Source organism: Photobacterium sp. WH77 (assembly GCF_022014395.1).
Classification (GTDB): Bacteria; Pseudomonadota; Gammaproteobacteria; order Enterobacterales; family Vibrionaceae; genus Photobacterium; species Photobacterium arenosum.
Window position 1 is genome coordinate 393,512 of record NZ_JAKLTE010000001.1, and the last position, 23,415, is coordinate 416,926.

Here is a 23,415-nt window from a genome sequence, read left to right on the forward strand (position 1 = left end):
GAGATCTGTTGATTATTGGATGGATTTATAAGAAGCTGGCGCGTAAAAATTCTTGCCAAAACAGCCCTTAGGGATCGATTGACACAATGAGATTCAAACGAGAAGGATCAGGGATGAGCCAATATCACACGCAAATCAGCCGTTACTTTCGCCAATCACTTATCGATGCCGACAGGCTGTGCCCAGAAGACAAGGATATTCTTCCGGTGTTGGGGCCGGACAAGAAACAAGATCCCAAAGATGCGTATCTGGCATTCGACCAATCGATTTGGCAGCAGGGACGAATCAATCCGAATTTGGCGGCACAAATTCTGGATGCAAGGCAGGGGAAAAACAAGGAACCCTTGCAGCAGTCTGAAATTGTGATTTTCCCTCGTGTTGATTATCTCAAATACCAAGGGGGGGCTCATGATCAGCGAAAACGGACGGTGCTGCTGCCTTTGGTCGTGTTTGCTAATTTGCACCGTGACGGCACACTTCAACCCACAAAAAAAGCTCCTTGGATCCCTCGCATCTGGATTGGGCCTTCGGAGGAATCAACGGAGCCGTTTACTGAAATGGCGAAAATCGATGAATTTTTCACGCAACACCCGTTTGAGGGGGTTGAAGATTGGCCACAGTTAACGGCTTATTGTGCAAGGCTGTTGTGTCACGCAACAGGAACACCTTTTCGGGAACCTTCAGCTGAGCAAGCATCGACTCAAGTCGCAGAGATTCTGGTTTCAGATGACTTTTCGCAAAGCGCTCAGTGCTTATTTCAGCTTGATACGCCAGTTGTTGGCGCAAAAGCTAATTTACTGAAGGTGCTGGATTTTCTGATCGATAGAAAACACTACCCAAAACTTTATCAGGCTTATAGTGAGCGAAAGAATGCCAGGCTTTCAACCTTTGAGAACAAGCAAGATTCAGTCAGTCTAGCGCAACAGCACCTTGGGCAAATGTCAGGTGAGTTTCCGCTTTCTGTAAAACAACGCAATGCATTGCATCATTTTATTGAACAAGTTGATGGTGAGGTGCTGGCTGTTAATGGGCCTCCGGGAACAGGGAAAACAACTCTCCTACGTTCAGTGGTTGCCAACCTATGGACGCAGGCTGCGTTAAATCAGTCTGAACCGCCGCTCATCGTCGCGACCTCACATAACAATCAGGCTGTGACCAACATACTAGAAAGCTTTGCCCGCATTGATGAAGATGGTCTGGATGAATCATTAAAGGGGCGATGGTTGCCTGAAGTCGACAGCTATGGTTTGTATTTCTGTTCAAGCGCCAAAGCGAACTCAAAAAATCCCTACCGTTATGCAGGCCCGAAAGGGGAAGGCTGTATGGAGGCATGGCAAACACAAACCTTTATCACAGAAGCGCAGTCACACTTTTTGAATCAAGTCGGCCAATGGCAGCAAAGTGAATGTCAGTCGGTGGATGATGCCTTGAAGGCACTCCACCGTGAAATGTTGATTGTGAAAAAACAAATTTCTCAGGGCTTCGACTTTCTGGAAAACTGGCAGTCTGCATTAAGTCTCATCGATAATAAATACGGCTCTTTAGATGGTTTACGAGAAACGATTACGGAAAACAAGGTCGCATTAGAAGAGCAAGCAAAGGCCTATCAACAAGAGAAGCAACGGTTAGATGAATTATATGGCCTTTGGGAATCACGTTCTTGGTGGGTCCGTTGTTTCATCTGGCTCCCTCATATACGAAAGCAAGAAGAACGTAAAACGGCGAGGTTGCTCAATCAGTGGGACAGACATATTGAGGTCAGCTCGGATGATCAGGTTGAATCGTATATCAATCAGCAGATGACTCAAATTGCGACTCAAACGAGCGGCTTGCAAAAAGAGTTGCTGGCTGCGGAAAAAGCGTTAGACCACTTTTTAACGCAACAGGGCAGGCTAGAGTGCTGGATGGCACCCGCGAAGCATTTGAAACTGTTCAGTAAAACGAAACCGGAACAGGTACAGGAGCTGAATGACCGCTATTACCGTTTTCGTTTGTTCAAATTAGCGACACACTACTTTGAAGCACGTTGGTTGAAAGAAACGAAGTCTTTTGTCGAGTCGAATGATGCAGATAAGAAATCACCCTTCAAGCTATTACGTAAGCTTCGTCGCTACGCAAAGTTAACACCTTGCTTTGTATCCACTTTCTATATGGTCCCGAGCACCTTTATGGCCGGAGAGTACAAGGATAATGTCTGGCAGGATCTTCCTCAGTTGGAAGAAATTGATTTACTGATTGTCGATGAGGCAGGTCAGGCATTGCCGGATGTATCAGCAGCAAGTTTTGCTTTAGCGAAAAAGGCACTGATTGTCGGTGATACCGACCAAATTGAGCCTGTCTGGAGTATTCCTGCAGGTGTAGACAGATCAAACTTAGCTTTATATGGGTTGCTCGGCGATGACGCTGATTACGAAAGCTGGCTGGACAGTGGTTTGCTGGTAAGCAGTGGTAATGTGATGCGAGTGGCCCAAAGACAGTGTCGCTATCATCAAATTGAGCAGCTCCAGCGCGGTTTATATCTGACGGAACACCGTCGCTGTTTTAATGACATTGTGGGTTACTGTAACGATCTTGTTTATCAAGGAGTGCTTGAACCATTAAGAGGAAATGCAAAGCACGACGTTCCCTGGGGAACGATGACTATGGAACCTGTCGTATCTGCTTCTCGCTCGTATGGTGGCAGCCGTGGGAACCCTGGTGAAGCCCAAGCCATTGCCGATTGGTTGTCGTCTCAGAGCAAAAAAATTGTCGAGTATGCCAGGCAGCAAGATGAGAAATTGAAGGATAAGACTGATGCTGAAGTACTGTCCAAAGCCGTTGGAATCATTACGCCGTTTAGCAAGCAAGCGGCACTTATACGCTCTGAGCTGACAAAGCATTCGATAGAAAATATTACCGTGGGCACAGTACATAGTTTGCAAGGCGACGAGCGTTTCATTGTATTGTTTTCTAGTGTTTATGGGGAAAACGATAAAGATAGCGGTAAGTTTTATGATGCTGGGTCAAATATGCTGAACGTGGCTGTATCTCGTGCAAAAGATTCATTGATTGTGTTTGGTGATCCTAACGTCTTTGGGATGAGTGCTACGGGTTCGCCATCCGGGATGTTACGGCAGAGAATCACACTCACGAAAGAAAGCAGCGAGTTAGATGAGCTGGAAGGAATTTGCTGAAGGGAGCTGATTTTTATTTTTTGGGTGTATGTTAAATACTGTGTGAGGTCAGTCTATTAACATCCCAAAAACAAAAAGCCCGCTAGGTCAGGACCTTAGCGGGCTTTGTGACATCCGAAGATGTCTTCGTATACGATTTGGTGGAGCTGGCGGGAGTTGAACCCGCGTCCAAAATCAGTCTAACCAATGGCGCTACATGCTTAGTTTGTCTTTAATCTCGCCAAAGCACTGCGAACAAACACGCTATGCTGAGACACACCTGAATTAAATTTAACGCTTCCGCTCCCAGGTCAAAGCTTCCACGCGATCTCGTTTGGGTTTGACTGCCCTGATTCCCCGTCCTACGAGCTAAGGCTAGGGAGGGCAGGCTCTGAGCAGGTTATTAAGCTGCTAGTGCGTAGTTTTCGTCGTTTGCGACTATTTTTTTGCGGCTTTTTAAAGAGGCAAACCGCACCTCTGCATGCTCCACGGGCCTTCTTGATCCTGTCGAATCCTGAATCAGCCCCAGTGAGGTGTTCAATAGTAGCAGAAAATTCTGCCAGGTCAATGACTACCGCGAACTGTGCTTCATGATTCGCGCTTTATCGCGCTGCCAGTCGCGGTCTTTGGCGTCTGAACGTTTATCGTGAAGCTTTTTACCTCTCGCGGTACCTAACTTAAGTTTAACCCATGAACCCTTCCAGTACATGGAAAGTGCCACAATAGTTTCACCGTCGCGGTTCACCGCTCCGGTTAAGCGGTCCAGTTCGCGGCGATTTAACAGCAGTTTACGCACACGGGTCGGCTCAGCCACCACGTGGGTTGAGGCCGCATTCAGCGGTGTGAAGGTGGCACCGGAAAGAAACGCCTCGCCGTTCCGGATAAACACATAGCTTTCGGAAATGTTGGCTTTACCCGCACGCAGGGACTTCACTTCCCAACCCTGGAGCGAAATGCCGGCTTCATATTCATCATGAATCGAAAATTCATGGCGGGCAGACTTATTCAGCGCAATGGTGTTGCTGCCCGGCTTGTTTGGTTTTTTCTTTGCCATAGCTTCTTATTATACGGATTCAAGTTGTTAGGGGAACGTTTTTCCCAGAGGCAATAGGCCATGGAGACACACTATCACTGAATCTTTGGCAGATCGCCGACTAATGGTATCATTACCAGCGATATTGGGTTAAGGAGAAACTATGCCTCAAATCAGTCGCTCTGCACTGGTCCCGTTCAGTGCCAAGCAAATGTTTGACCTGGTGAACGATGTTGAGTCTTATCCGGCGTTTTTGCCGGGATGCTCTGGCACCAAAATTCTGGAAAGCTCTACTGAACATATGATGGCGGCAGTAGACGTTTCCAAGGCTGGGATCAAAAAAACCTTTGTGACTCGTAATCAGTTAGAAGGCATTCATAAGATCAGCATGCAGCTGGTGGAAGGGCCGTTCCGTAAACTGGTGGGTGGCTGGCACTTTACCGAGCTGGATACCGATGCCTGTAAAGTGGAGCTGAAGCTGGATTTTGAATTCACCAATGCGCTGGTGGAAGCTGTGTTTGGCAAGGTGTTTCATGAGCTGACCAGCAACATGGTGAATGCCTTTACCCAGAGGGCCAGGGAAGTTTATGAGCTCTGAGCAGAATAATCTGATCCATGTTGAGGTGGTGTACGCGCTGCCTAATACTCAGCGGGTGATCAAGCTGGCGATTACCCCGGATACGCCCGTACAGGAGATCATTGAACGCTCCGGGGTGCTGGAGATGTATCCTGAGATCGACCTGAAAAAGAACAAGGTCGGGGTGTTCAGCCGTACGGTGAAGCTGGATGCCCGAGTGCATGAAGGGGATCGGATAGAGATTTATCGCCCCTTGCTGGCCGATCCGAAAGAGATCCGCCGCAAGCGCGCCGAGCAGGCCAAGCAGGAAGCCCTGGCAGCCAAGAAAGCCAAAGGCGACGCTGCGCCGGAATCCGATGCGCCAGACGCGACAGACGCAACAGACGAGTAGGACAGCAGAGCTGAGCCCTGATGCGGCCTCTTAAAAGCGCTTCATGTGCCGCCACAGTTCAATTTACTGTCGGATTTACAGCCGGATAAGAAAAAGAAAAGCTCGCCTTGGCGAGCTTTTTTGTGTTCTGGCGCTGAATCTGCAGGTTTCACCGCTTAATTTAACGGGTCGTTGAAATTCGGCCCTGGCTGATAATCCCCTGTCATGCGGGTCAGCAAGCGGTTTTGATCAAAGGTTAAAACCAGATCTTTTTGTTCCGGCTCATCGTGGCCCGGTTTGTGATAGAACACATAATACCAGGTGTTCGGGTATTCAGGCTCTACCAGCATCGGCGAGCCAAGCACATAACGCACCTGTTCCTGATTCATGCCGTATCTGAGGTTATCGATATCTTTTTCATCAAGATAGTTGCCCTGATTGATATCAATACGGTAGACCAAGCGTTCAACCAAAGAGCAGCCGCCCAGCAGGCTGACGCTCAACGCTAACGCGGCAAAAGTTTTCCAGTTCATAGCATCCCGGCAAAATAATCAGTTCTGCTTGTGATGATAAGCAAGTTAGTGGCAGAAGTAAAAGCACTCGACGGGTAACGCCCGCATAATGCAAAGATTAAGCGGGAGTTCAGACGCTGGAATGGTCAGAAAGTTGCATCAGTGGTGCGATTAACCGCCAACTTTCTGTGCCGGATTATGCTGCTACCAGCAATTCCTTGGCATTGGCCAGCGTGCGCTCTGTGATCTCACTGCCGCCCAGCAGGCGGGCCAGTTCGCTGATCCGTGAGCTTTCATCCAGCGCTTTCATCTGGGTTTCGGTCTGGCCCTTGGCGGTCTTTTTAGCAACGAACATCTGCTGATGCCCGCAACCGGCGACCTGCGGCAAGTGGGTCACACAGATCACCTGCGTCGATGTGCCCAGTGTGCGCAGCATACGCCCCACAATCGCAGCCGTCGGGCCACTGATACCGACATCCACTTCATCGAAAATCAGGCTGGGTGTTTCCACTTTCTGGGCTGTGATCACCTGGATGGCCAGAGAAATACGTGACAGTTCACCGCCCGAGGCGACTTTGCCCAGTGGCTGCAGCGGCTGGCCCGGGTTGGTAGAGACCATGAAGGTAATGGTGTCGAAACCCAGCGGGGTCAGCATACGTTCCGGATCGCTGTGGATATCAATCTGGAAAATCGCTTTCTCCATGCTCAGCTCATGCATGCTGTGCGAGATTTTCTTGTTGAGCTCTTTGGCGTAACGCTGGCGGCTTTTGCTCAGCTTTTCCGCGCTGTCGAGAAAGCTCATGCGTTTGGCTTCCACGGCATCGGCCAGGGCATCGAGTTTTTCGTCGCTGCCGTCCAGGTTGTCAAGCTCCAGCAGCAACTCCTGATGTTTCTGCCACAGCTCAGCAGGCATCACATAGTGTTTACGGGCCAGCGACATGATTTTCGCCAGGCGTTCTTCCAGATAGACCAGACGCTGCGGGTCCATATCCAGATCATCCATATAGCCGCGCAGCTCCTGGCTGGCTTCCTGTACCTGAATAATGGCTTCTTCCAGCATCGGGGCCAGGGTGCTGAGCTTGCTGTCCATTTCGCCCAGCTCAAGTACTTGCTGACTGGCTTGCTGTAGTAGCTGCAGTGCATTGACCTCATCTCCTTCGTACAGCAAGGCGAGGGCATGCTGGCTGGTGAGCGCGAGATCGCCGGAATTGGACAGGCGCTTGTGCTCTTCTTCGATCTCAGCAAATTCGTCTTCGCCCAGCGCCAGATCATTAAGCTCTTTGACCTGATACTGGATCAGCTGCTTTTGCGCCTCGTTATCGGCGCGGCTCTGGCTCAGGCGGTTCAGCTCGTTTTTGGCATGTCGCCAGGCCTGATAGTCACTGCTGACTTTTTCCATCAGAGCATGGTGACCGGCATAATTGTCCAGCATTTCCTGCTGGTGCTCCGGGCGCATCAGCAACTGGTGTGCATGCTGACCATGGATGTTGATCAGCAGCTGGCCCAGCGCTTTTTGCTGAGAGGCGGGCACCGGGCTGCCATTGATGAAGCCACGGGAGCGGCCTTCTTTGGTCACCACACGGCGAAGGATACACTCGTCGCCTTCAATCAGCTCGTTGTCTTCCAGCCAGCGGCGGGCAGCCTGATTGTTGCGCAGCGAGAAGGTTGCGTGAATTTCTGCTTTGTCTTCACCGGGGCGGACCATGCTGGCTTCAGCACGGTCGCCCAGGCATAAGCCAAGGGCATCAATCGCTATAGATTTACCTGCACCGGTTTCACCTGTGATGGTTGTCATCCCAGATTTCATTTCAAACTCGAGATTTTTGACAATTGCAAAATTAGAGATCGTCATGTGTGCCAGCATCTGTGTTCACCTGTCTAAATCAACACCTGTTTATTTGCACAGTATATACTGTATCTACATACAGTAAAGTGGTGGAAAACGGATTTATGGTGAAAATTGTGATTAAGGTTAAGTTTCTGCTGACATGAAAAAAGCCAGCGCAGGGCTGGCTTGAATAACGGAAAATGAGGATGACTTCAGAACAGTTTGCTCGACCAGCCTAACTTGCCGCGCAGTATGTTGTAGTAGCTGTAGCTTTTCGGGTGGATCAGCTGCAGGTGATCCGGGCTTTGATAGATGTGAATTTCATCACCCGGGCTTACGGGCAGCGACACCTGTCCGTCGCAGCTCACTTCCAGTGTGCGTCCGTCGTCAGGGACAATCAGCTTGATCCTGCGGTTGCCGTCCACCACCAGCGGGCGGCATGACAGCGTATGGGGAAACATAGGCACCAGTGTGATGGCGTTGAGGCTCGGCGAGAGAATCGGGCCGCCACCGGACAGCGAATAGGCCGTGGAACCGGTTGGAGTGGCGATGATCAGGCCGTCGGAGCGCTGCGAAAACGCAAAGCTTTCATCGATATAGACCTCGAATTCAATCATATGGGCGATTTTGTCCGGGTGCAGTACGGCTTCATTGAGTGCGGTGTTGCGGCTTTTTATCTGGCCATGACGGTGAACTTCGGCTTCCAGCAGGAAGCGCTGTTCGGTGACGAACTCGCCGTCCAGCACCTTTTCCAGCTCCTGCTCGAAGTTGTCCGGATCTAAATCAGTCAGGAAGCCCAGATTACCGCGGTTAACGCCGATCACCGAGATATCAAAGCGCGAGAGTACCCGTGCGGCGCCTAACATGTTACCGTCCCCCCCGACGACAATCGCCAGGCTGGCGCGGTCACCTATGGTGAGCAAATCGCACAGCGCTTCAGCGGGCACATCCAGATCATGGGCTAGACGATGATCAACCAGTACCTGGTAGCCTTTGGCGGTCAGCCAGGTGTAAAGGCTGGTGTGGGTGTGAAGCGCGTCAGGATTTCTCGGCTTGCCAACCAGGGCGATGATTTCAAAAGGGCGCGTCATGTCCTTGATCCAACGGGTAAGAATGGGGCCAGTATAGCCTTAGCAATAAGGAAATGTCGCCCTTTGTCGTCGATATCGGGTTGAATCGTTGAACTTCATCCCCATAATATGCCCATCACGTTTTAATAGTGGCCGGCAAGTTGCGCCTTGCGTAACTTATCGGCCATGCATATCACCCTTTTTGAGCTTAGCGGAGTAGCGAAAGCATGAGCAAGAAAGACGAAGTGTTGAACGAAGAAGAACTGCAGCAGGCGCAGGCGGAAGCAGCAGGCGCTGTAGCGGCCGCAGACAACGCGGAAGAGCTGACGCTGGACGAGTTGGCACTGTCCCGTATTGAAGAACTGGAAGCCGCGCTGGCTGTCAGTGAAGCCAAAGTGAAAGAGCAGCAGGATTCAGTACTGCGTGCCCGCGCGGATATTGAGAATATGCGCCGTCGTACCGAGCAGGAAATCGACAAAGCCCGTAAGTTTGCGCTGGAAAAATTTGCCGGTGAACTGCTGCCTGTGATCGACAACATGGAGCGTGCGCTGGAACTGGCTGATAAAACCGACGAGACATTAAAGCCAATGCTGGAAGGCATTGAGCTGACCCTGAAAACCATGACGGACACGGTAGAGAAATTCGGTCTGAAAGCGATCAACCCTATGGGTGAAGCGTTCAACCCGGAATTCCACCAGGCGATGTCGATGCAGGAAAGCGCAGAGCATGCGCCTAACACCGTAATGATGGTGCTGCAGAAAGGGTATGAGCTGAACGGCCGTGTGGTTCGTCCGGCTATGGTGATGGTCGCTAAGGCTGCACCTGGCAGCAATGTCGACACTCAGGCCTGATGTGCCTGACGGGCAGGCCGAGTGATGAAAGCCCACTCTGGTGGGTTTTTATTTTTTACATTTTTTTTCGACCTGCCCCTTGAAAAGGTCTCTGATGGCCTTATTTAGTAGTCATACGATAGCGTAATTGAATTAATTGAGGGCCTTGGCCCCCATGCTCGATTCTGCATTACGCAGAACGAAGCCAGTAAACCAACGAATTTCGGAGAAAGCCAGATGGGTAAAATCATTGGTATTGACTTGGGTACAACCAACTCATGTGTAGCTGTACTGGATGGTGATAAGCCACGCGTTATTGAGAACGCAGAGGGTGATCGCACTACGCCTTCTATCATCGCTTATACACAGGATGGCGAAACACTGGTCGGTCAGCCTGCGAAACGTCAGGCGGTGACAAACCCAGAAAATACCCTGTATGCAATCAAGCGTCTGATTGGTCGCCGCTTCGAAGACGAAGAAGTACAGCGCGACATCGAAATCATGCCTTTCAAAATTGTGAAAGCAGACAACGGTGACGCTTGGGTGGAAGCGAAAGGTCAGAAAATGGCCGCGCCTCAGGTTTCAGCAGAAGTGCTGAAGAAAATGAAGAAAACCGCTGAAGACTACCTGGGCGAGAAAGTGACAGGCGCAGTAATCACTGTTCCTGCCTACTTCAACGATGCTCAGCGTCAGGCTACCAAAGATGCCGGCCGCATCGCGGGTCTGGAAGTGAAGCGTATCATCAACGAACCGACTGCTGCTGCTCTGGCTTATGGCCTGGACAAGCAAGGCGGTGACCGCACTATCGCGGTATACGACCTGGGTGGTGGTACCTTCGATATCTCTATCATCGAGATTGATGAAGTTGAAGGCGAGAAGACGTTTGAAGTACTGGCAACCAACGGTGACACACACCTGGGTGGTGAAGACTTTGATAACCGTCTGATCAACTATCTGGTTGACGAATTCAAGAAAGATCAGGCCATCGATCTGCGTAAAGATCCACTGGCGATGCAGCGTCTGAAAGAAGCGGCAGAAAAAGCGAAAATTGAGCTGTCTTCTGCTCAGCAGACTGACGTGAACCTGCCGTACATCACTGCAGATGCGACAGGTCCTAAGCACATGAACATCAAAGTGACCCGTGCCAAGCTGGAGTCACTGGTTGAAGATCTGGTACAGCGTTCTCTGGAGCCAATGAAAGTGGCACTGGCTGACGCCGACCTGTCTGTAGGCGAAATCACTGACGTTATCCTGGTGGGTGGTCAGACGCGTATGCCTATGGTTCAGGCCAAAGTGGCTGAGTTCTTCGGCAAAGAAGCACGTAAAGACGTCAACCCGGACGAAGCCGTTGCCGTAGGTGCTGCGGTTCAGGGTGGTGTACTGGCCGGTGAAGTTAAAGACGTTCTGCTGCTGGACGTGACCCCGCTGTCTCTAGGTATCGAAACCATGGGCGGTGTGATGACCAAGCTGATCGAGAAGAACACCACGATTCCGACCAAAGCGGAGCAAGTGTTCTCGACAGCAGAAGACAACCAGAACGCGGTAACCATCCATGTGCTGCAGGGTGAGCGTAAGCAGGCGAACTTTAACAAGTCCCTGGGTCAGTTCAACCTGGAAGGTATTCAGGCAGCACCTCGCGGTATGCCTCAGATTGAAGTTATCTTTGACCTGGATGCTGACGGTATCCTGCACGTGTCTGCAAAAGACAAGAGCACAGGTAAAGAGCAGAAGATCACTATCCAGGCATCTGGCGGTCTGAGCGACGACGAAATCGAGAAAATGGTACAGGAAGCAGAAGCTAACAAAGAAGCGGACAAGAAGTTCGAAGAGTTAGTCTCTGCCCGTAACCAGGCTGACCAGCTGGTACACGGTACCCGTAAGCAAATCGAAGAAGCGGGCGACGCACTGCCTGCGGATGAGAAAGAGAAGATCGAAGCCGCGGTTTCTGAACTGGAAGAAGCACGTAAAGGCGAAGATAAAGAAGCGATTGATGCCAAAGTACAGGCGCTGATCGCGGCTTCTCAGAAGCTGATGGAAATTGCCCAGCAGCAAGCTCAGGCCCAGCAAGCGGACAGCGGTGAGCAGACTCAGTCGAAAGACGACGATGTTGTAGACGCCGAGTTCGAAGAAGTAAAAGACGATAAAAAATAAGAGTGTGATCTCATAATCTTATTTGGGCACGGGCGTTTGGGGTTACTCTTACGCCCGTAGCTGTATAAGCAGGTGACAGTTTAATTATGTCAAAACGTGATTTTTACGAAGTGTTAGGCGTAGGCCGTGACGCCAATGAGCGTGACATCAAAAAGGCTTATAAACGTCTGGCGATGAAGTACCACCCGGACCGTAATCCGGGCGATGAAACAGCGGCGGACAAGTTCAAAGAAGTGAAAACCGCCTATGAAATTCTGACCGATCCTCAGAAGAAAGCGGCCTACGACCAGTATGGCCATGCAGCCTTTGAACAAGGCGGTATGGGCGGTGGCGGCGGCTTCGGCGGCGGTGCAGATTTCAGCGACATCTTTGGTGATGTGTTCGGCGATATCTTTGGTGGCGGTGGCCGTCGTGGTGGTGGTCAGCATCGTGCTCAGCGCGGCGCCGATTTACGCTACAACATGGAGCTGACGCTGGAGGAAGCGGTACGCGGCTGCAGCAAGGAAATTCGCGTTCCAACCCTGGTAAACTGTGATACCTGCGAAGGTTCAGGGGCGAAGAAAGGTTCCTCGCCAACGACCTGCGGAACGTGTCACGGTGCTGGCCAGGTGCAGATGCGTCAGGGCTTCTTCGCGGTACAGCAAACCTGTCCTCACTGTCATGGCCGCGGCAAGATCATTTCTGATCCTTGCGGTAAGTGTCATGGTCAGGGCCGGGTTCAGGAAACCAAAACCTTGTCGGTGAAGATTCCTGCCGGTGTGGATACGGGCGATCGTATTCGCCTGACCGGTGAAGGTGAAGCCGGAGAATTCGGCGCACCAGCCGGGGATCTCTACGTACAGGTGCATGTGCAGCAGCACGCGATTTTCGAGCGCGATGGCAACAACCTGTACTGCGAAGTGCCGGTCAGCTTTACCATGGCGGCACTGGGCGGCGAAGTGGAAGTACCGACACTCGACGGTCGTGTCAGCCTGAAAGTACCGACGGAAACGCAGACCGGACGCATGTTCCGTATGCGCGGTAAAGGCGTGAAGTCTGTCCGTGGCGGTGCAGTTGGCGATCTGATCTGTAAGCTGGTGGTTGAAACACCGGTGAACCTGAGCACTCGCCAGAAAGAACTGTTGCAGGAGTTTGAGAACACGCTGGCGGGCTCTGATGCCAAAAAGCACAAGCCACGTTCGGAAGGTTTCTTCGACGGCGTGAAAAAGTTCTTTGATGATCTGACCGGTTAACCTCTGAGTCATATACCTTAAAGGCCAGCATTATGCTGGCCTTTGTCGTTTCTGCCGCTGCCAGCTTGTGCCAGCCGCTTTACCAGCACTCAGACGGGACAGTGGTGCCATTGTGTAACAGCGCAATAGAGCCGCATTCCTGCGCCCCATCTTTGCTTTCGGCCCACAGCCGGTATGTGCCACTCTCCAGTGCAATCCGGTAGGAATAGAAGGGGTTGTCATAACGGCAGGCAGGACAGAGCGCGGCGGACAACTGCGCCGGATATGCCTGACCCTGAGAGCGCTGCTGTTCAATGGCGAGCTGCAACATAATGAGATCGGCCTGGGCCTGACGCAGATAGGCTTTTTGCTGGTGTGCCTGATAGGCCGGCAGGGCTGACATCGCCAGTATGCCAGCCAGGGTAACGACAATCAGCAGTTCGATCAGCGTCACTCCTTGCTGGTTTCTTGATTTCCTCATCTTTTTTTCCTTTCGATTCATGTCACTAAGTCGGTGCTTTGCAGCTGCGTCTTGCCGTTGTTTTGCCATCCTATTGCGCGGTGAAAAAGGTTCGGGAGCAGGTCAGGTGAGAAGTTGGGAGTCAGCGACAGAAAACATGCCACTCAGGCAAATGCGGTTACATTGTGTTGCGAGCGTCAGAGGGATGACGCTGATTGAAGCCATAGTGGTGTTATCTGTCATCATGTTGATAGCTACCGTGGCCACGCCTTCATTTTCCGACGTCTTTGCCACTCAGCGCCTGCACCGTTTGGTCAGTGAGCTGGAATGGTTGCTGGTCCTGGCCAAATCGGAAGCTGTGATGCGCGGCGAAGATGTATCGATTGGTTTAGAGACCGTCCCGCACCATACCGTTCTGCACCATACTATGACGACGTCGCAGCCCGGGTCTGACGACTGGATAATCCTTGCCAGGCTGGCAGATGGCGAGCCTGTGCTAAAACCGCTGTCCGCCGCTGATTTTCCGCACCTGACACTGTCGCGGAGCTTTGCCAGTGATGTTCTGACAGTGGACAGCCTGACTGGACGTCCTCACGCCGCAGGCAGCTTTTTTGTCGGCCGGGACGACAAGTCGCAGGTCAGGATCACTTTCAGCAATGTCACCGGCAGAGTCTATGTCTGCAGCCTGAGCGCGGAGGCCGGTTATGCCCAGTGCTGAAAATCTCAGCAGGCAGGGCGGGTTCAGCCTGATAGAGCTGACGGTTGCGACAGCATTGAGCCTGATGGTGCTGTCATTACTGGTGCACTTGCTGATGGCCGGAAAACAGGCGGCACTGAGCCGTTCGCTGCAGCTGATCCTGGCTCAGGACGTGCAGGATGCGTGGCGCATGCTCTCGGGGGATGTGCGTCGGGCCGGTTTTCAGACTGCAGAGTCCGGGACACCGCTTTTACTGCCGGGGGCGGTTCACACGGTACATGCTACGGCCGGACACTGTCTGGTGATGAGTTACGAGCTGGAAGGTCGTACTGTGGTGAAGGCCTACTACCGGCAAGACGGTGAATTAAGAGTGCGTTCGTCGCACGACACTTTTTCTACCCCGGAGCAGGCATGTCAGGGTGGGCAGGCGCTGCTGGATTCGCGCTGGATGACAGTGACCGGCTGGCAGGTTCAGTCTGACACTTCTCCGGCGGCAGGTATTCCGGGTCAGCAACTGTCTGTCCGTCTTTCTGTTTCATCGCTGGATGGCTCCGCGCAGCTTGATGAAACGATGGCACTGAGGGTCAGGAATCCGTGATGAAATTTCAGCGAGCCGCTGTCAGGACTCAGCAAGGCATGAGCACTTTACTGATCAGCAGCCTGATGCTGTCCGTGGCCATGGTCTTTGTAATGACCAGCTACAGCACCAGCTTTTATCAGGTCAAACGCGCTCAGAATACTGTATTTTCACGTCAGGCATTCTGGCTGGCAGAAGGCGCTCTGGCTTGCGGACTTGGCCTGATAGCTGAGCATTTTCAGCGCCAGCCAGTCAGTACCGATCCACAGGCGTTTTCTGACAGCGGGTCTGCGGTTTGCCCGTCAACACAAGGCGACGGACATATAGCGGTGCGGATCGCACCTTTGGCAAACGGAAGCTATCAGGTGAGCGCCGAAGCCAGAGTGGATGGCAGGGCTAGGGTGAGGCTTCAGCAGATTGCTGTGGTGAGGGTGTGCAACTCAGGTGCTGAGCCGTTATCGGCCAGCGAAGAGCCAGAGTGCGTGGCTCTGGGATCTTTGCCGCAAGCGCAAGAGCGGCTGGTTTATCAGATTCGCTGGCTGCACGGGTCCTGGCGTGATGTCTGATGCCATAAAGCCGGTAGCGGACAAACAGCGGGGGTTCAGTCTGGTGGAAGTACTGGTGTCGCTGCTGCTGGTCAGTGTCGGTCTGGCCGGGCTGATGAAGCTGCACGCTTATCTCAACCTACAGGTAGATAATGCTCTGGTCATGCTTACTGCGGTGAATCTGGCGGAATCGCACTTAGAACATCTGCACCTTGAGAGCCTGCACTTAGCAAGTCTGCGCGCTGATCCGCAGCCGGGACAGCATACGCACACAGAGCAGCATGCTTTGCATAGTGTCACTATCCTTTTGGAGGCTGTGGTTGGTCATGACACTCAGCCGGGTGGCATCTCAACGGTGACAGTACAGGCAAGCTGGCAAGATCGCTGGCACCGGGAACATCAGGTGACTCTGGAGACCAGAATGCTGCTTGCCCTGCATTAAGTTTCAGCGGTAATTTTCTGCTGTGACTGAGTCTTGTCTGTCAGTGCGGACGGGCAGAATTTGCCGGTACGCGGTTAAGGTTATAGAAGGGTAGAATACGCAGGAATGAGCTTTGGGGTTATAATGCTCTAAAAGCTGTACAAGCTGAACATTCATTAAATATCAAGGCGTTATATTTATTTGTCTTGCCATGATCCTTTCGTGTGAAATGCTGTACAAGACAGAGCTGACAGCTAACTGAAAAGCTGTACATGGTAGTTTGTTACATCTGACACTGAAGCGGCCACAGCACGCCAGTCTCAATATTGAACAGCAAATAAAGTCAGTCTCATGGTGTATGCTTATGTGACTATGATCGCAAATTTATTACAAGGTGGCGTCCGGTGCTGAGCGTAAATAGTCAACTTGCCCTCTGGCAGTGTTTTGGTGGTGTACGGCATGCTTGTCTGGCGGCTGACAGGCGAGCGGCTTTGCTTGCCTGCCTGCTGTGCTTTGGTGGCGGACTGGGCCTGAGCACAGAGGCGGCTGCGACGCCCTGGGAGCAGTTTCGTGCCCCGACTGCAGGCAGTCCGCAGTCGATTGGCAGTTACAGCAATGGCTGTCTGGCCGGTGCGAAAGTCCTGCCCGAACAGGGAGAAGGCTATCAGAGGGTCAGATCGGAGCGCGGGCGCTTTTACGGTCATGAGAGCATGATTACTTTTTTGGAGCAATTGTCGGCGAAGGCGAAAAAATTGCAGTTGGGTAATTTGCTGGTCAGTGATATCGCCATGCCGCGCGGCGGTCGGTTTCGCTCAGGGCATGCCAGTCATCAGACCGGACTTGATGCCGATATCTGGCTGACGACATTAGAGCAACCGGCCTCTCAGCAGGCACTGCCTGAGCTGCAACCTTTACCTATGGTTGATCTCAAGGCATACCGCATTATCAAAGACAATTGGTCGGCCAGCCAGGCGAACCTGATCCAGCTGGCAGCGTCAGATGCTAACGTGGCGCGCATATTCGTCCACCCTGTTATAAAAGAACAGCTGTGTGACGCGCAATGGACAGATCGCAGCTGGCTGCGCAAGGTAAGACCCTGGTGGGGACATTACTACCATTTTCATGTCCGTCTGCATTGCCCGCAGGGAAGTCAGCAATGCAAGGAACAGTTACCGCCGCCTCCGGGCGATGGCTGCGGGGCAGAGTTGCTTTCCTGGCAACCCAAACCTGCAGCGGAAAAGAAAACGGCCAGCGCCAAGCCGGTTAAGAAACGGCCTGTGCTGAAACCGCTTCCGCCTGCGGGTTGCATGGCGATGCTGAATGCCCCTGCTCAGGATGCGGACAGAGACAAATACGCCAAAGAGCAGCGCGCACTCAGGGAGCAGTCTCAGTAGCGCAGTTACGCCATTCCCTGCAACACCACAAACTTCTCAAGCAATTGCTCCTCGGTCTCGACATGTGCGGGATCGAGGATAATGCAGTTATTGATCGGGCAGACTGACTGGCAGGTCGGTTTGTCGTAATGGCCTTGGCATTCAGTGCAGCGGTCAGGATCAATCTCATAGATCTCTGCCCCCATGCTGATGGCATCGTTCGGACATTCGGGATCGCACATGTCGCAGTTGATGCATTTGTCTGTAATCAATAAAGCCATAATTTTTTACGTCCGAGGAGGTTCTTGTCACAGGGTAAAGCGGGTGTGCGATCCTTTGCCAGTTAACTGTGCTTTGTGATGTTTCCCCAAAAAATGAAAGGAGTTAAAGCGGCAAAAAGTGTAGCACAGAAGTCAGGAACGCCCAATAAATTGGGGGAAACGGGTTTGTTATCGCCAAGAACGGGCTAATTTAGTGATTTAACGTTGTTTCTTCCTCAGCCGCAAATCAATAGTGTTCTGGCAATGTTGGTTTTTTATGCCATGGCTGACAAAGCGGCATCCGACATTATTGTTGAAATTGAGTGCATTATATCAATGGCCATTGTGAACAGTGGCTCCTGGATTGTGCGGGGGAGTGGTAAATGAAGGTGCGATTAGACCCCATAGCGTTGATTGTTGTTTCTATCTTACTGGGCTGGGGATGGACGGAAGTAACGACAGAGCCTGTATGCCAGCAGGAAATGGTGCAGCAGGGTGTGCGGTACACTATTCCTATCAAATGCTCAGATATTCCCAATGTGACGGTGAGTAGTTAGTCTGCCACCGTATTGCAGAGGAACAGCAATACGGTGGCGAACAGAAGCCTGTCAGACCGCGTTAGGGTTACGGGTGGTAGCGCCAGCGTTGAGATTGCGCATCAGTAACGCGAACGGTAGCGCCAGATCTTCCGGAACCGGAATAAACACAAAATGTCCGCTGCCTTTGGCATCTTCAATGGTTTCGGATTTACGGTTTTCCATGTGTTCCAGCCTAAAGGTGACATTACCGTTCGGTGTCATCAGCTCCAGGCTGTCACCCACCAGAAATTTATTTCTGACTTCGACTTCCGCCAGTGCACCGCGGCGCTTGCCGGTAAATTCACCCACGAACTGCTGGTTATCCGAAATAGAGTAACCATAGTCGTAATTCTGGTAAGCATCATGGGTGTGACGACGCAGGAAGCCTTCGGTGTAGCCACGGTGAGCCAGACTTTCCAGTGTCGACATCAGGCTTTCGTCAAACGGCTTGCCGGCCGCGGCATCATCAATCGCTTTACGGTACACCTGTGCTGTGCGGGCGCAGTAGTAGAAAGACTTGGTACGGCCTTCAATTTTCAGCGAATGTACGCCCATTTTGCTCAGGCGCTCAACATGCTGAACCGCGCGAAGATCTTTGGAGTTCATAATATAGGTGCCGTGCTCATCTTCAAACGCGGCCATTTTCTCATCCGGCTTGTGGCTTTCGCTCAGCAAAATGACCTGATCAGTCGGCTTGCCTTCACCCAGCGTGGGCGCGACGTCCTGCATCTGTACCGCGGAAGCGGCTTGTTGCACTTCTACAATCTGGCCGGCATCGTCTTCTTTGGCGGCTTCCGCCTTGTATTCCCAGCGGCAGGCGTTGGTACAGGTGCCCTGATTGGGATCCCGCTTATTCATATAGCCAGACAGCAGGCAGCGACCTGAGTAGGCCATGCAAAGCGCGCCGTGAACAAAGATCTCCAGTTCGGTTTGCGGGCATTTTTCACGGATTTCTTCGATTTCTTCCAGCGACAGCTCGCGGGAAAGAATCACCCGTTCAATCCCTTGCGTTGACCAGAATTTTACCGTCGCCCAGTTAACTGCATTGGCTTGCACCGACAAGTGGATAGGCATGTCAGGGAAGCTTTCTCTGACCATCATGATCAGGCCGGGATCAGACATGATTAAGGCGTCAGGGCCCATGTCGACAATCGGGGTCAGATCGCGGATAAAGGTTTTAAGCTTGGAGTTATGCGGCTGAATGTTGCACACCACGTAGAACTTTTTACCCTGGGCATGGGCTTCGTCGATACCTATCTTCAGGTTGTCGTGGTTGAACTCATTGTTGCGTACACGCAGGCTGTAACGGGGCTGGCCTGCATACACGGCATCGGCACCGTAGGCGAAGGCATAGCGCATGTTCTTCAGGCTGCCGGCAGGCGATAACAATTCAGGTTTAAACATAACTCGGGTTTCCCTTTTGGGTCAAAGTCTGATGTCAGATCAGGCCGCACTCCTGCTCACCGACAGGGCGAATTCATGGGAGGCGGAAAACAGAGGGCGAATTTTACTGTGAAGGCGGGGATCTGGCAAATATCCTGAATCTTGATAAGGGTATTAAGTAGCACAAAAGATGACAGCTGCTTAAAATGGATGTGAGCCATGTCTCATACTTTTTATGTTAGCGGTAAGAGTATTAGGGGTCTTAGCCGTTTAAGTTTACTTATTAACGGTGTTTTCTTATTGCATTGAGTTGGATATAAAAAAATGGATATAGCGTCGATCATTTCGTCTGTGTTTAGTATTTGGGTGGTGATGGCAATACTGGTAATTGTCATACTGCGTTCTTCTATTAAGTTTGTTCCGCAAAATACTGCTGTGGTCGTTGAACGATTCGGTAAATACCACAAAACCATGGAAGCGGGTCTGAATTTTATCGTGCCTATGATTGACCGGGTTGCCTACACCCAGACCCTGAAAGAGCAGGCGTACGATGTCCCGAGCCAGTCGGCCATTACCAAAGATAACATTTCCCTGATTGTTGACGGGGTGCTCTATATCAAGCTGATCGACCCTTACAAAGCCAGCTATGGCGTCGACAACTATATTTTCTCTGTCACCCAGCTGGCGCAGACCACCATGCGCAGTGAAGTGGGGAAAATGGACCTGGATAAGACGTTCGAAGAGCGTGAGAATCTCAATACGGCGATTGTGTCTGCCATCAACGATGCCGCCTTGCCATGGGGTGTTCAGGTACTGCGATATGAAATCAAAGATATTGAGCCGCCACGTTCAGTACTGGACGCCATGGAGCGCCAGATGAAAGCTGAGCGTGAAAAGCGGGCGGTTATTCTTGAATCTGAAGGTAAGCGCCAGAGCGAGATCAATATTGCCGAGGGTATGAAGCAGGCCCGGGTACTGGCAGCAGAAGCGGAAAGATCCGAGCAGGTTCTCAAAGCCGAAGGTGAAGCCCAGGCTATTCTGGCGGTCTCGAAAGCCGAAGCCGATGCGCTGGCGATTATCGGCCGGGTGGCATCTACCGAAGAAGGCCAGAAGGCAATCCAGCTGGATCTGGCGGGCAAGGCCATTCAGGCCAAAGAAGCGATTGCGAAAGAATCCTCTGTTGTTCTGCTGCCTGATGCTTCTTCTTCTGCGTCAAACATCGTGGCAGAAGCCATGACCATTATTCACCAGCTCAACCGTCAGCAGGGCAATTCGGCTAAAAGAACCGACCCGCAAGAGGAACAGTAATGATGACGGATTTTTTTGGACTGAGCCCGGCTCAGCTGACCATAGTGATCGGCCTTATCCTGCTGGCCGTCGAGGTCTGGATGCTGGGGCTGTCGACTATTGTTTTGCTGGCCCTTGGTGTGTCAGCCATCCTGACCGGTACGCTGGCACTGGTGGGTGTGGTACCTGAAACCATGACAGCCCTGGTGGCGGTCAGCGGTATCGGCGCGGGCGTATTGACGCTGCTGTTGTGGAAACCGCTGAAACGCTCGCAGAAAGCGGAAAAACCGAAACAAAATATCAGCAGTGATTTTATCGGCCTGACGTTCCGGCTTGATACCGCACTCAGCCATGAACAGCCGGGGACAGTAAAGTATTCCGGCATCAGCTGGAAACTGGTACTCAGCAGCGATTACACCGGTGAGCAGGTAGAAAAAGGCCGGGAAGTGGAAGTGGTGGCGGTGGATGTCGGTCGCTTTACTGTCAAGCCGGTGAATCACGCTTAAGCGAGTGTTTGTGAGGATTTCTTCCCTTGAAAAGGGGGAGGGACTGAACCGATTGCAGGAATCACAATGATTCCCTCCCTTTGGCAAGGGGAGGGTTAGGGTGGGGTTCGTGAAATGTGCACAGATTTGGCATTTGTGCTCGGTAACCCCCGCCTGGCCGCCCCCTTGAAAAGGCAATGCGTTGTCAGACGCGTTCTTCCATACCGCCCAGTTCTTCAAACAGGTTAGGCAGTATGGCGGACAGCTCACCGCACATTAATGACAGATCAGCATCCAGACGCTGCGCCATGTCTTCACGGTCGATGTCGTCATTTTGCTCTCTCAGCTCATCGGAAAATTTCAGGCGCTTGAGTGACAGATCGTCGCCCAGCACAAAATCGATGCGCTCCTGCCAGTTGATAGCCAGTTTGGTTACCATTTTATCGGCTTCGATATGGGCCAGAATTTCATCACAGCTCAGGTCCTGCTGCTTACAGCGGATCACGCCGCCGTCTTCCAGAATGGCTTTCAGCTCGGCTTCTTCACCTATGGTAAAACCGTTAGGGGACTCGCCGGAGCGCACCCATTCTGTCAGTGTCTGCGCGGCTGGTTTGGCCACAGTCACAGGCACAACCGGCAGGCTGCCGATGGATTTACGTAGCAAGCCAAGCAGATCTTCGGCTTTTTTGAAGCTGCCGGCATCAACCAGCAACAATCCCTGCGCAGGCATGATCAGCGCATAGGTGTGGCTCTGACGGCTGAAAGCGCGAGGCAGCAGATCCATCACGATCTCATCTTTCAGGGTGTCTTTTTCATTTTTCTTTAGTTTACGGCCCTGTTCTTTCTCCTGCATCTCCACTTTGGCATTCAGTGATTCTTTGATCACAGAGGCGGGCAGCATTTTTTCTTCTTTGCGGGCACAGATCAGAATGTTGTCCCCGGCAAGGTGAGTATACATATCACCGTGTTTGCCCAGTGCTGAAACCCAGCCGAATTTTTGAATATCCTGGCTACCACAAGGGGTAAAGCGGAATTCTTCCAGTTGCTTCTCAAGCTCTTCCGGTTTGAATTCAATCTCGCGACTGAAGCGATAGGTAAGCAGGTTTTTAAACCACAGCATAGTTGTGACTGATCCTAGGTGTGTGCATTGGGCCGACAATCTTATACCCAAGTTGCCTCACTTTGCTAGGTTCAGTGAGGTTTGCAAGCAGCACGGACAGAGGCTGCCGTCGGTATCCCCGTGGCCTGGCGGCAGAAAATCGTGTCTGGCAGTCGCAATTTTTTCTGTTGATCTGACCGTGATAGCACCTGGCTGAGGTACAATCGACCCTTATCTTTTCTCTGGATCTCTCAGTATTTACACTAACGGCATGAAAATACTTCACACCTCAGACTGGCACCTCGGGCATCAATTACATGGCTATCAGCGCGATTATGAGCACCAGCAGTTTCTCGACTGGCTGGCCGATACGCTGGAACGCGAACAGGTCGATGCCCTGCTGGTGGCCGGCGACATTTTCGACAGCGCCAATCCGCCGGCCAGTGCCTGGCGTATGCTGTACCGTTTTCTGGCCCGGTTAGCGAAAACCCTGCCAGAGCTGAACGTGGTGATGACGGGCGGCAATCATGATTCGCCCAGCAAACTGGATGCGCCTCATGAACTGTTAAAAGCCTTTGACCTGCATCTGGTCGGTGGTATCAGCCGCGATGATCAGGGCCGGCTGGAGATGGACAGATTGCTGGTGCCGCTGACCAACCGCAGCGGCGCTACGACAGCCTGGGTGCTGGCGGTGCCGTTTCTGCGCAGCAGTGATCTGCGCACTGACGATCTCAGCGAAGATGACGATCGCCTGATCAAAGGCGTCGAAACACTCTACCAGCAGGTGACCGACGCCGCCCGGAAGGTTCAGCAGCCAGGTCAGGCATTGATTGGCATGGGGCATGTCTATATGGCTTCCGGCCAGTTATCTGAAATGTCTGAGCGCCGGGTGCTGGGCGGTAACCAGCATGCATTGCCAGCCTCTGTCTTCCCTGATGATCTCTGCTATGCCGCGCTGGGCCATCTCCATCTTGCCCAGCGGGTCGCGAAAAAAGAGCACATACGGTATTGCGGCTCGCCGCTGCCTTTGTCGATGTCTGAACGCCACTACAAGCACCAGGTGGTATTGCTGGAGCTTGACGGGGAAAGTCTGTCGGGTATTACCCCGATCCCGGTACCCAGAGTGGTTGATATGCTCAGAGTTCCGGCTGAACCTCAGCCGCTGGATCAGGCTCTGAACGCCCTGAAAGCGTTAGCAAGCGGGGATGGTCCGAGGGAAACCCAGCCTTATCTGGAAGTGCCGGTGCTGCTTGATAAACCTCAGGCGATGCTGCGGGAGAAAGTGCTGCAGGCGCTGGAGGGGAAAGCAGTCCGGCTGGCGAAGATAACCACCCATTATCGTCAGCAGCAAGACGCGCCTTCGCTTGAACATCAGCGTTTGTCTGAAGTGAGTCCGCAGCAGGTTTTTGCCCTGAGCTGGCAACAGAAATATGACGGACAGCCACCCAGTGCGATGTGTGAGGCATTCGAGACATTACTCACGCGCATTGACGACGAAGAAGATAAATAACGGCAG

The 23,415-nt window shown here is 52.2% G+C and carries 23 protein-coding genes and 1 other RNA gene; 15 read left to right on the plus strand and 9 right to left on the minus strand.

The genetic code is table 11. The features are described 5' to 3' along the window. The first annotated feature begins 113 nt into the window (after nt 1-113). Nucleotides 114-3,173, plus strand: coding sequence for an AAA domain-containing protein (locus L6J37_RS01675; protein ID WP_237793916.1), 3,060 nt, complete (start codon nt 114-116; stop codon nt 3,171-3,173). Between the two features lie 138 nt (nt 3,174-3,311). On the opposite strand, the gene ssrA is transcribed toward L6J37_RS01675, so the two are convergent. Then, nucleotides 3,312-3,679, minus strand: a transfer-messenger RNA (tmRNA) gene (gene ssrA / locus L6J37_RS01680). Between the two features lie 44 nt (nt 3,680-3,723). Then, on the minus strand, nt 3,724-4,206 hold the full coding sequence (smpB, locus tag L6J37_RS01685) for an SsrA-binding protein SmpB (RefSeq protein ID WP_192016942.1): 483 nt from the start codon (nt 4,204-4,206) through the stop codon (nt 3,724-3,726). A gap of 142 nt (nt 4,207-4,348) precedes the next feature. Between smpB and L6J37_RS01690 the strand changes: the two genes are divergently transcribed. Then, nucleotides 4,349-4,783: an SRPBCC family protein gene (locus L6J37_RS01690; protein ID WP_192016943.1), complete on the plus strand. Its 435-nt coding sequence runs from the start codon at nt 4,349-4,351 to the stop codon at nt 4,781-4,783. Further along, on the plus strand, nt 4,773-5,153 hold the full coding sequence (locus tag L6J37_RS01695) for an RnfH family protein (RefSeq protein ID WP_237793917.1): 381 nt from the start codon (nt 4,773-4,775) through the stop codon (nt 5,151-5,153). Before L6J37_RS01690 ends, L6J37_RS01695 begins: the two co-directional genes overlap by 11 nt. 155 nt (nt 5,154-5,308) lie before the next feature. Here L6J37_RS01695 and bamE read toward each other — a convergent pair whose 3' ends face one another. The 3 genes from bamE to nadK form a co-directional block, all read right to left on the minus strand. Beyond that, nucleotides 5,309-5,665 carry an outer membrane protein assembly factor BamE gene (gene bamE, locus L6J37_RS01700; RefSeq protein WP_218382732.1) on the minus strand — a complete coding sequence of 119 codons (357 nt, stop codon included), beginning with the start codon at nt 5,663-5,665 and terminating at the stop codon, nt 5,309-5,311. 175 nt (nt 5,666-5,840) lie between these two features. Next, nucleotides 5,841-7,508 (minus strand): DNA repair protein RecN, encoded by a 1,668-nt coding sequence (gene recN / locus L6J37_RS01705; RefSeq protein WP_237793918.1) that lies wholly within the window; start codon nt 7,506-7,508, stop codon nt 5,841-5,843. Nucleotides 7,509-7,684: 176 nt separating this feature from the next. Next, on the minus strand, nt 7,685-8,563 hold the full coding sequence (gene nadK / locus L6J37_RS01710) for an NAD(+) kinase (protein ID WP_027252999.1): 879 nt from the start codon (nt 8,561-8,563) through the stop codon (nt 7,685-7,687). Nucleotides 8,564-8,769: 206 nt separating this feature from the next. On the opposite strand from nadK, the gene grpE reads away from it, so the two are divergent. The 3 genes from grpE (at nt 8,770) to dnaJ (ending at nt 12,755) form a co-directional block, all read left to right on the plus strand. Continuing rightward, on the plus strand, nt 8,770-9,393 hold the full coding sequence (gene grpE / locus L6J37_RS01715) for a nucleotide exchange factor GrpE (protein ID WP_237793919.1): 624 nt from the start codon (nt 8,770-8,772) through the stop codon (nt 9,391-9,393). 216 nt (nt 9,394-9,609) lie between these two features. After that, a complete protein-coding gene (gene dnaK / locus L6J37_RS01720) occupies nt 9,610-11,523 on the plus strand; it encodes a molecular chaperone DnaK (RefSeq protein ID WP_192016946.1) in 1,914 nt (637 codons plus the stop codon). Nucleotides 11,524-11,609: 86 nt separating this feature from the next. Then, nucleotides 11,610-12,755, plus strand: a complete 1,146-nt coding sequence (gene dnaJ / locus L6J37_RS01725) for a molecular chaperone DnaJ (protein ID WP_192016947.1) — start codon at nt 11,610-11,612, stop codon at nt 12,753-12,755. A 79-nt stretch (nt 12,756-12,834) separates the two neighbouring features. Here the strand turns inward: dnaJ and L6J37_RS01730 are convergent, their stop codons facing one another. Further along, on the minus strand, nt 12,835-13,215 hold the full coding sequence (locus L6J37_RS01730; protein ID WP_192016948.1) for a type IV pilin protein: 381 nt from the start codon (nt 13,213-13,215) through the stop codon (nt 12,835-12,837). 106 nt (nt 13,216-13,321) lie between these two features. On the opposite strand from L6J37_RS01730, the gene L6J37_RS01740 reads away from it, so the two are divergent. The 5 genes from L6J37_RS01740 to mepA all read left to right on the plus strand — a co-directional run bounded on the left by L6J37_RS01740 (nt 13,322) and on the right by mepA (nt 16,828). Next, nucleotides 13,322-13,912, plus strand: a complete 591-nt coding sequence (locus L6J37_RS01740) for a GspH/FimT family pseudopilin (RefSeq protein ID WP_237793920.1) — start codon at nt 13,322-13,324, stop codon at nt 13,910-13,912. Further along, on the plus strand, nt 13,899-14,489 hold the full coding sequence (locus tag L6J37_RS01745; RefSeq protein ID WP_237793921.1) for a prepilin-type N-terminal cleavage/methylation domain-containing protein: 591 nt from the start codon (nt 13,899-13,901) through the stop codon (nt 14,487-14,489). Before L6J37_RS01740 ends, L6J37_RS01745 begins: the two co-directional genes overlap by 14 nt. After that, nucleotides 14,489-15,034, plus strand: a complete 546-nt coding sequence (locus tag L6J37_RS01750; protein WP_218382739.1) for a hypothetical protein — start codon at nt 14,489-14,491, stop codon at nt 15,032-15,034. Before L6J37_RS01745 ends, L6J37_RS01750 begins: the two co-directional genes overlap by 1 nt. Beyond that, nucleotides 15,027-15,455, plus strand: coding sequence for a prepilin-type N-terminal cleavage/methylation domain-containing protein (locus L6J37_RS01755; RefSeq protein ID WP_237793922.1), 429 nt, complete (start codon nt 15,027-15,029; stop codon nt 15,453-15,455). Before L6J37_RS01750 ends, L6J37_RS01755 begins: the two co-directional genes overlap by 8 nt. Before the next feature lie 470 nt (nt 15,456-15,925). Continuing rightward, on the plus strand, nt 15,926-16,828 hold the full coding sequence (mepA, locus tag L6J37_RS01760; RefSeq protein ID WP_375713944.1) for a penicillin-insensitive murein endopeptidase: 903 nt from the start codon (nt 15,926-15,928) through the stop codon (nt 16,826-16,828). 5 nt (nt 16,829-16,833) lie between these two features. Here mepA and L6J37_RS01765 read toward each other — a convergent pair whose 3' ends face one another. Then, entirely contained in the window at nt 16,834-17,088 is a 255-nt protein-coding gene (locus L6J37_RS01765; RefSeq protein ID WP_192016953.1) for a YfhL family 4Fe-4S dicluster ferredoxin, read from the minus strand. A gap of 362 nt (nt 17,089-17,450) precedes the next feature. Here L6J37_RS01765 and L6J37_RS01770 point away from each other — a divergent pair, with 362 nt between their 5' ends. Continuing rightward, complete coding sequence (locus L6J37_RS01770; RefSeq protein WP_155804892.1) at nt 17,451-17,624, plus strand: hypothetical protein; 174 nt, start codon at nt 17,451-17,453, stop codon at nt 17,622-17,624. 51 nt (nt 17,625-17,675) lie between these two features. On the opposite strand, the gene trhP is transcribed toward L6J37_RS01770, so the two are convergent. Continuing rightward, nucleotides 17,676-19,049: a prephenate-dependent tRNA uridine(34) hydroxylase TrhP gene (gene trhP / locus L6J37_RS01775; RefSeq protein ID WP_237793924.1), complete on the minus strand. Its 1,374-nt coding sequence runs from the start codon at nt 19,047-19,049 to the stop codon at nt 17,676-17,678. Nucleotides 19,050-19,352: 303 nt separating this feature from the next. Here trhP and L6J37_RS01780 point away from each other — a divergent pair, with 303 nt between their 5' ends. Both L6J37_RS01780 and L6J37_RS01785 read left to right on the plus strand, forming a co-directional pair. Further along, nucleotides 19,353-20,336 carry an SPFH domain-containing protein gene (locus L6J37_RS01780; protein WP_192016955.1) on the plus strand — a complete coding sequence of 328 codons (984 nt, stop codon included), beginning with the start codon at nt 19,353-19,355 and terminating at the stop codon, nt 20,334-20,336. Continuing rightward, nucleotides 20,336-20,821: an NfeD family protein gene (locus tag L6J37_RS01785; RefSeq protein WP_192016956.1), complete on the plus strand. Its 486-nt coding sequence runs from the start codon at nt 20,336-20,338 to the stop codon at nt 20,819-20,821. Before L6J37_RS01780 ends, L6J37_RS01785 begins: the two co-directional genes overlap by 1 nt. 184 nt (nt 20,822-21,005) lie before the next feature. Here the strand turns inward: L6J37_RS01785 and rdgC are convergent, their stop codons facing one another. Beyond that, the gene (gene rdgC / locus L6J37_RS01790; protein WP_237794032.1) at nt 21,006-21,917 is read right to left on the minus strand and encodes a recombination-associated protein RdgC; all 912 of its coding nucleotides are present in this window, start codon (nt 21,915-21,917) and stop codon (nt 21,006-21,008) included. 253 nt (nt 21,918-22,170) lie between these two features. Here rdgC and L6J37_RS01795 point away from each other — a divergent pair, with 253 nt between their 5' ends. Continuing rightward, nucleotides 22,171-23,409 (plus strand): exonuclease SbcCD subunit D C-terminal domain-containing protein, encoded by a 1,239-nt coding sequence (locus L6J37_RS01795; RefSeq protein WP_218382749.1) that lies wholly within the window; start codon nt 22,171-22,173, stop codon nt 23,407-23,409. The last annotated feature ends 6 nt before the right edge of the window (nt 23,410-23,415 follow it).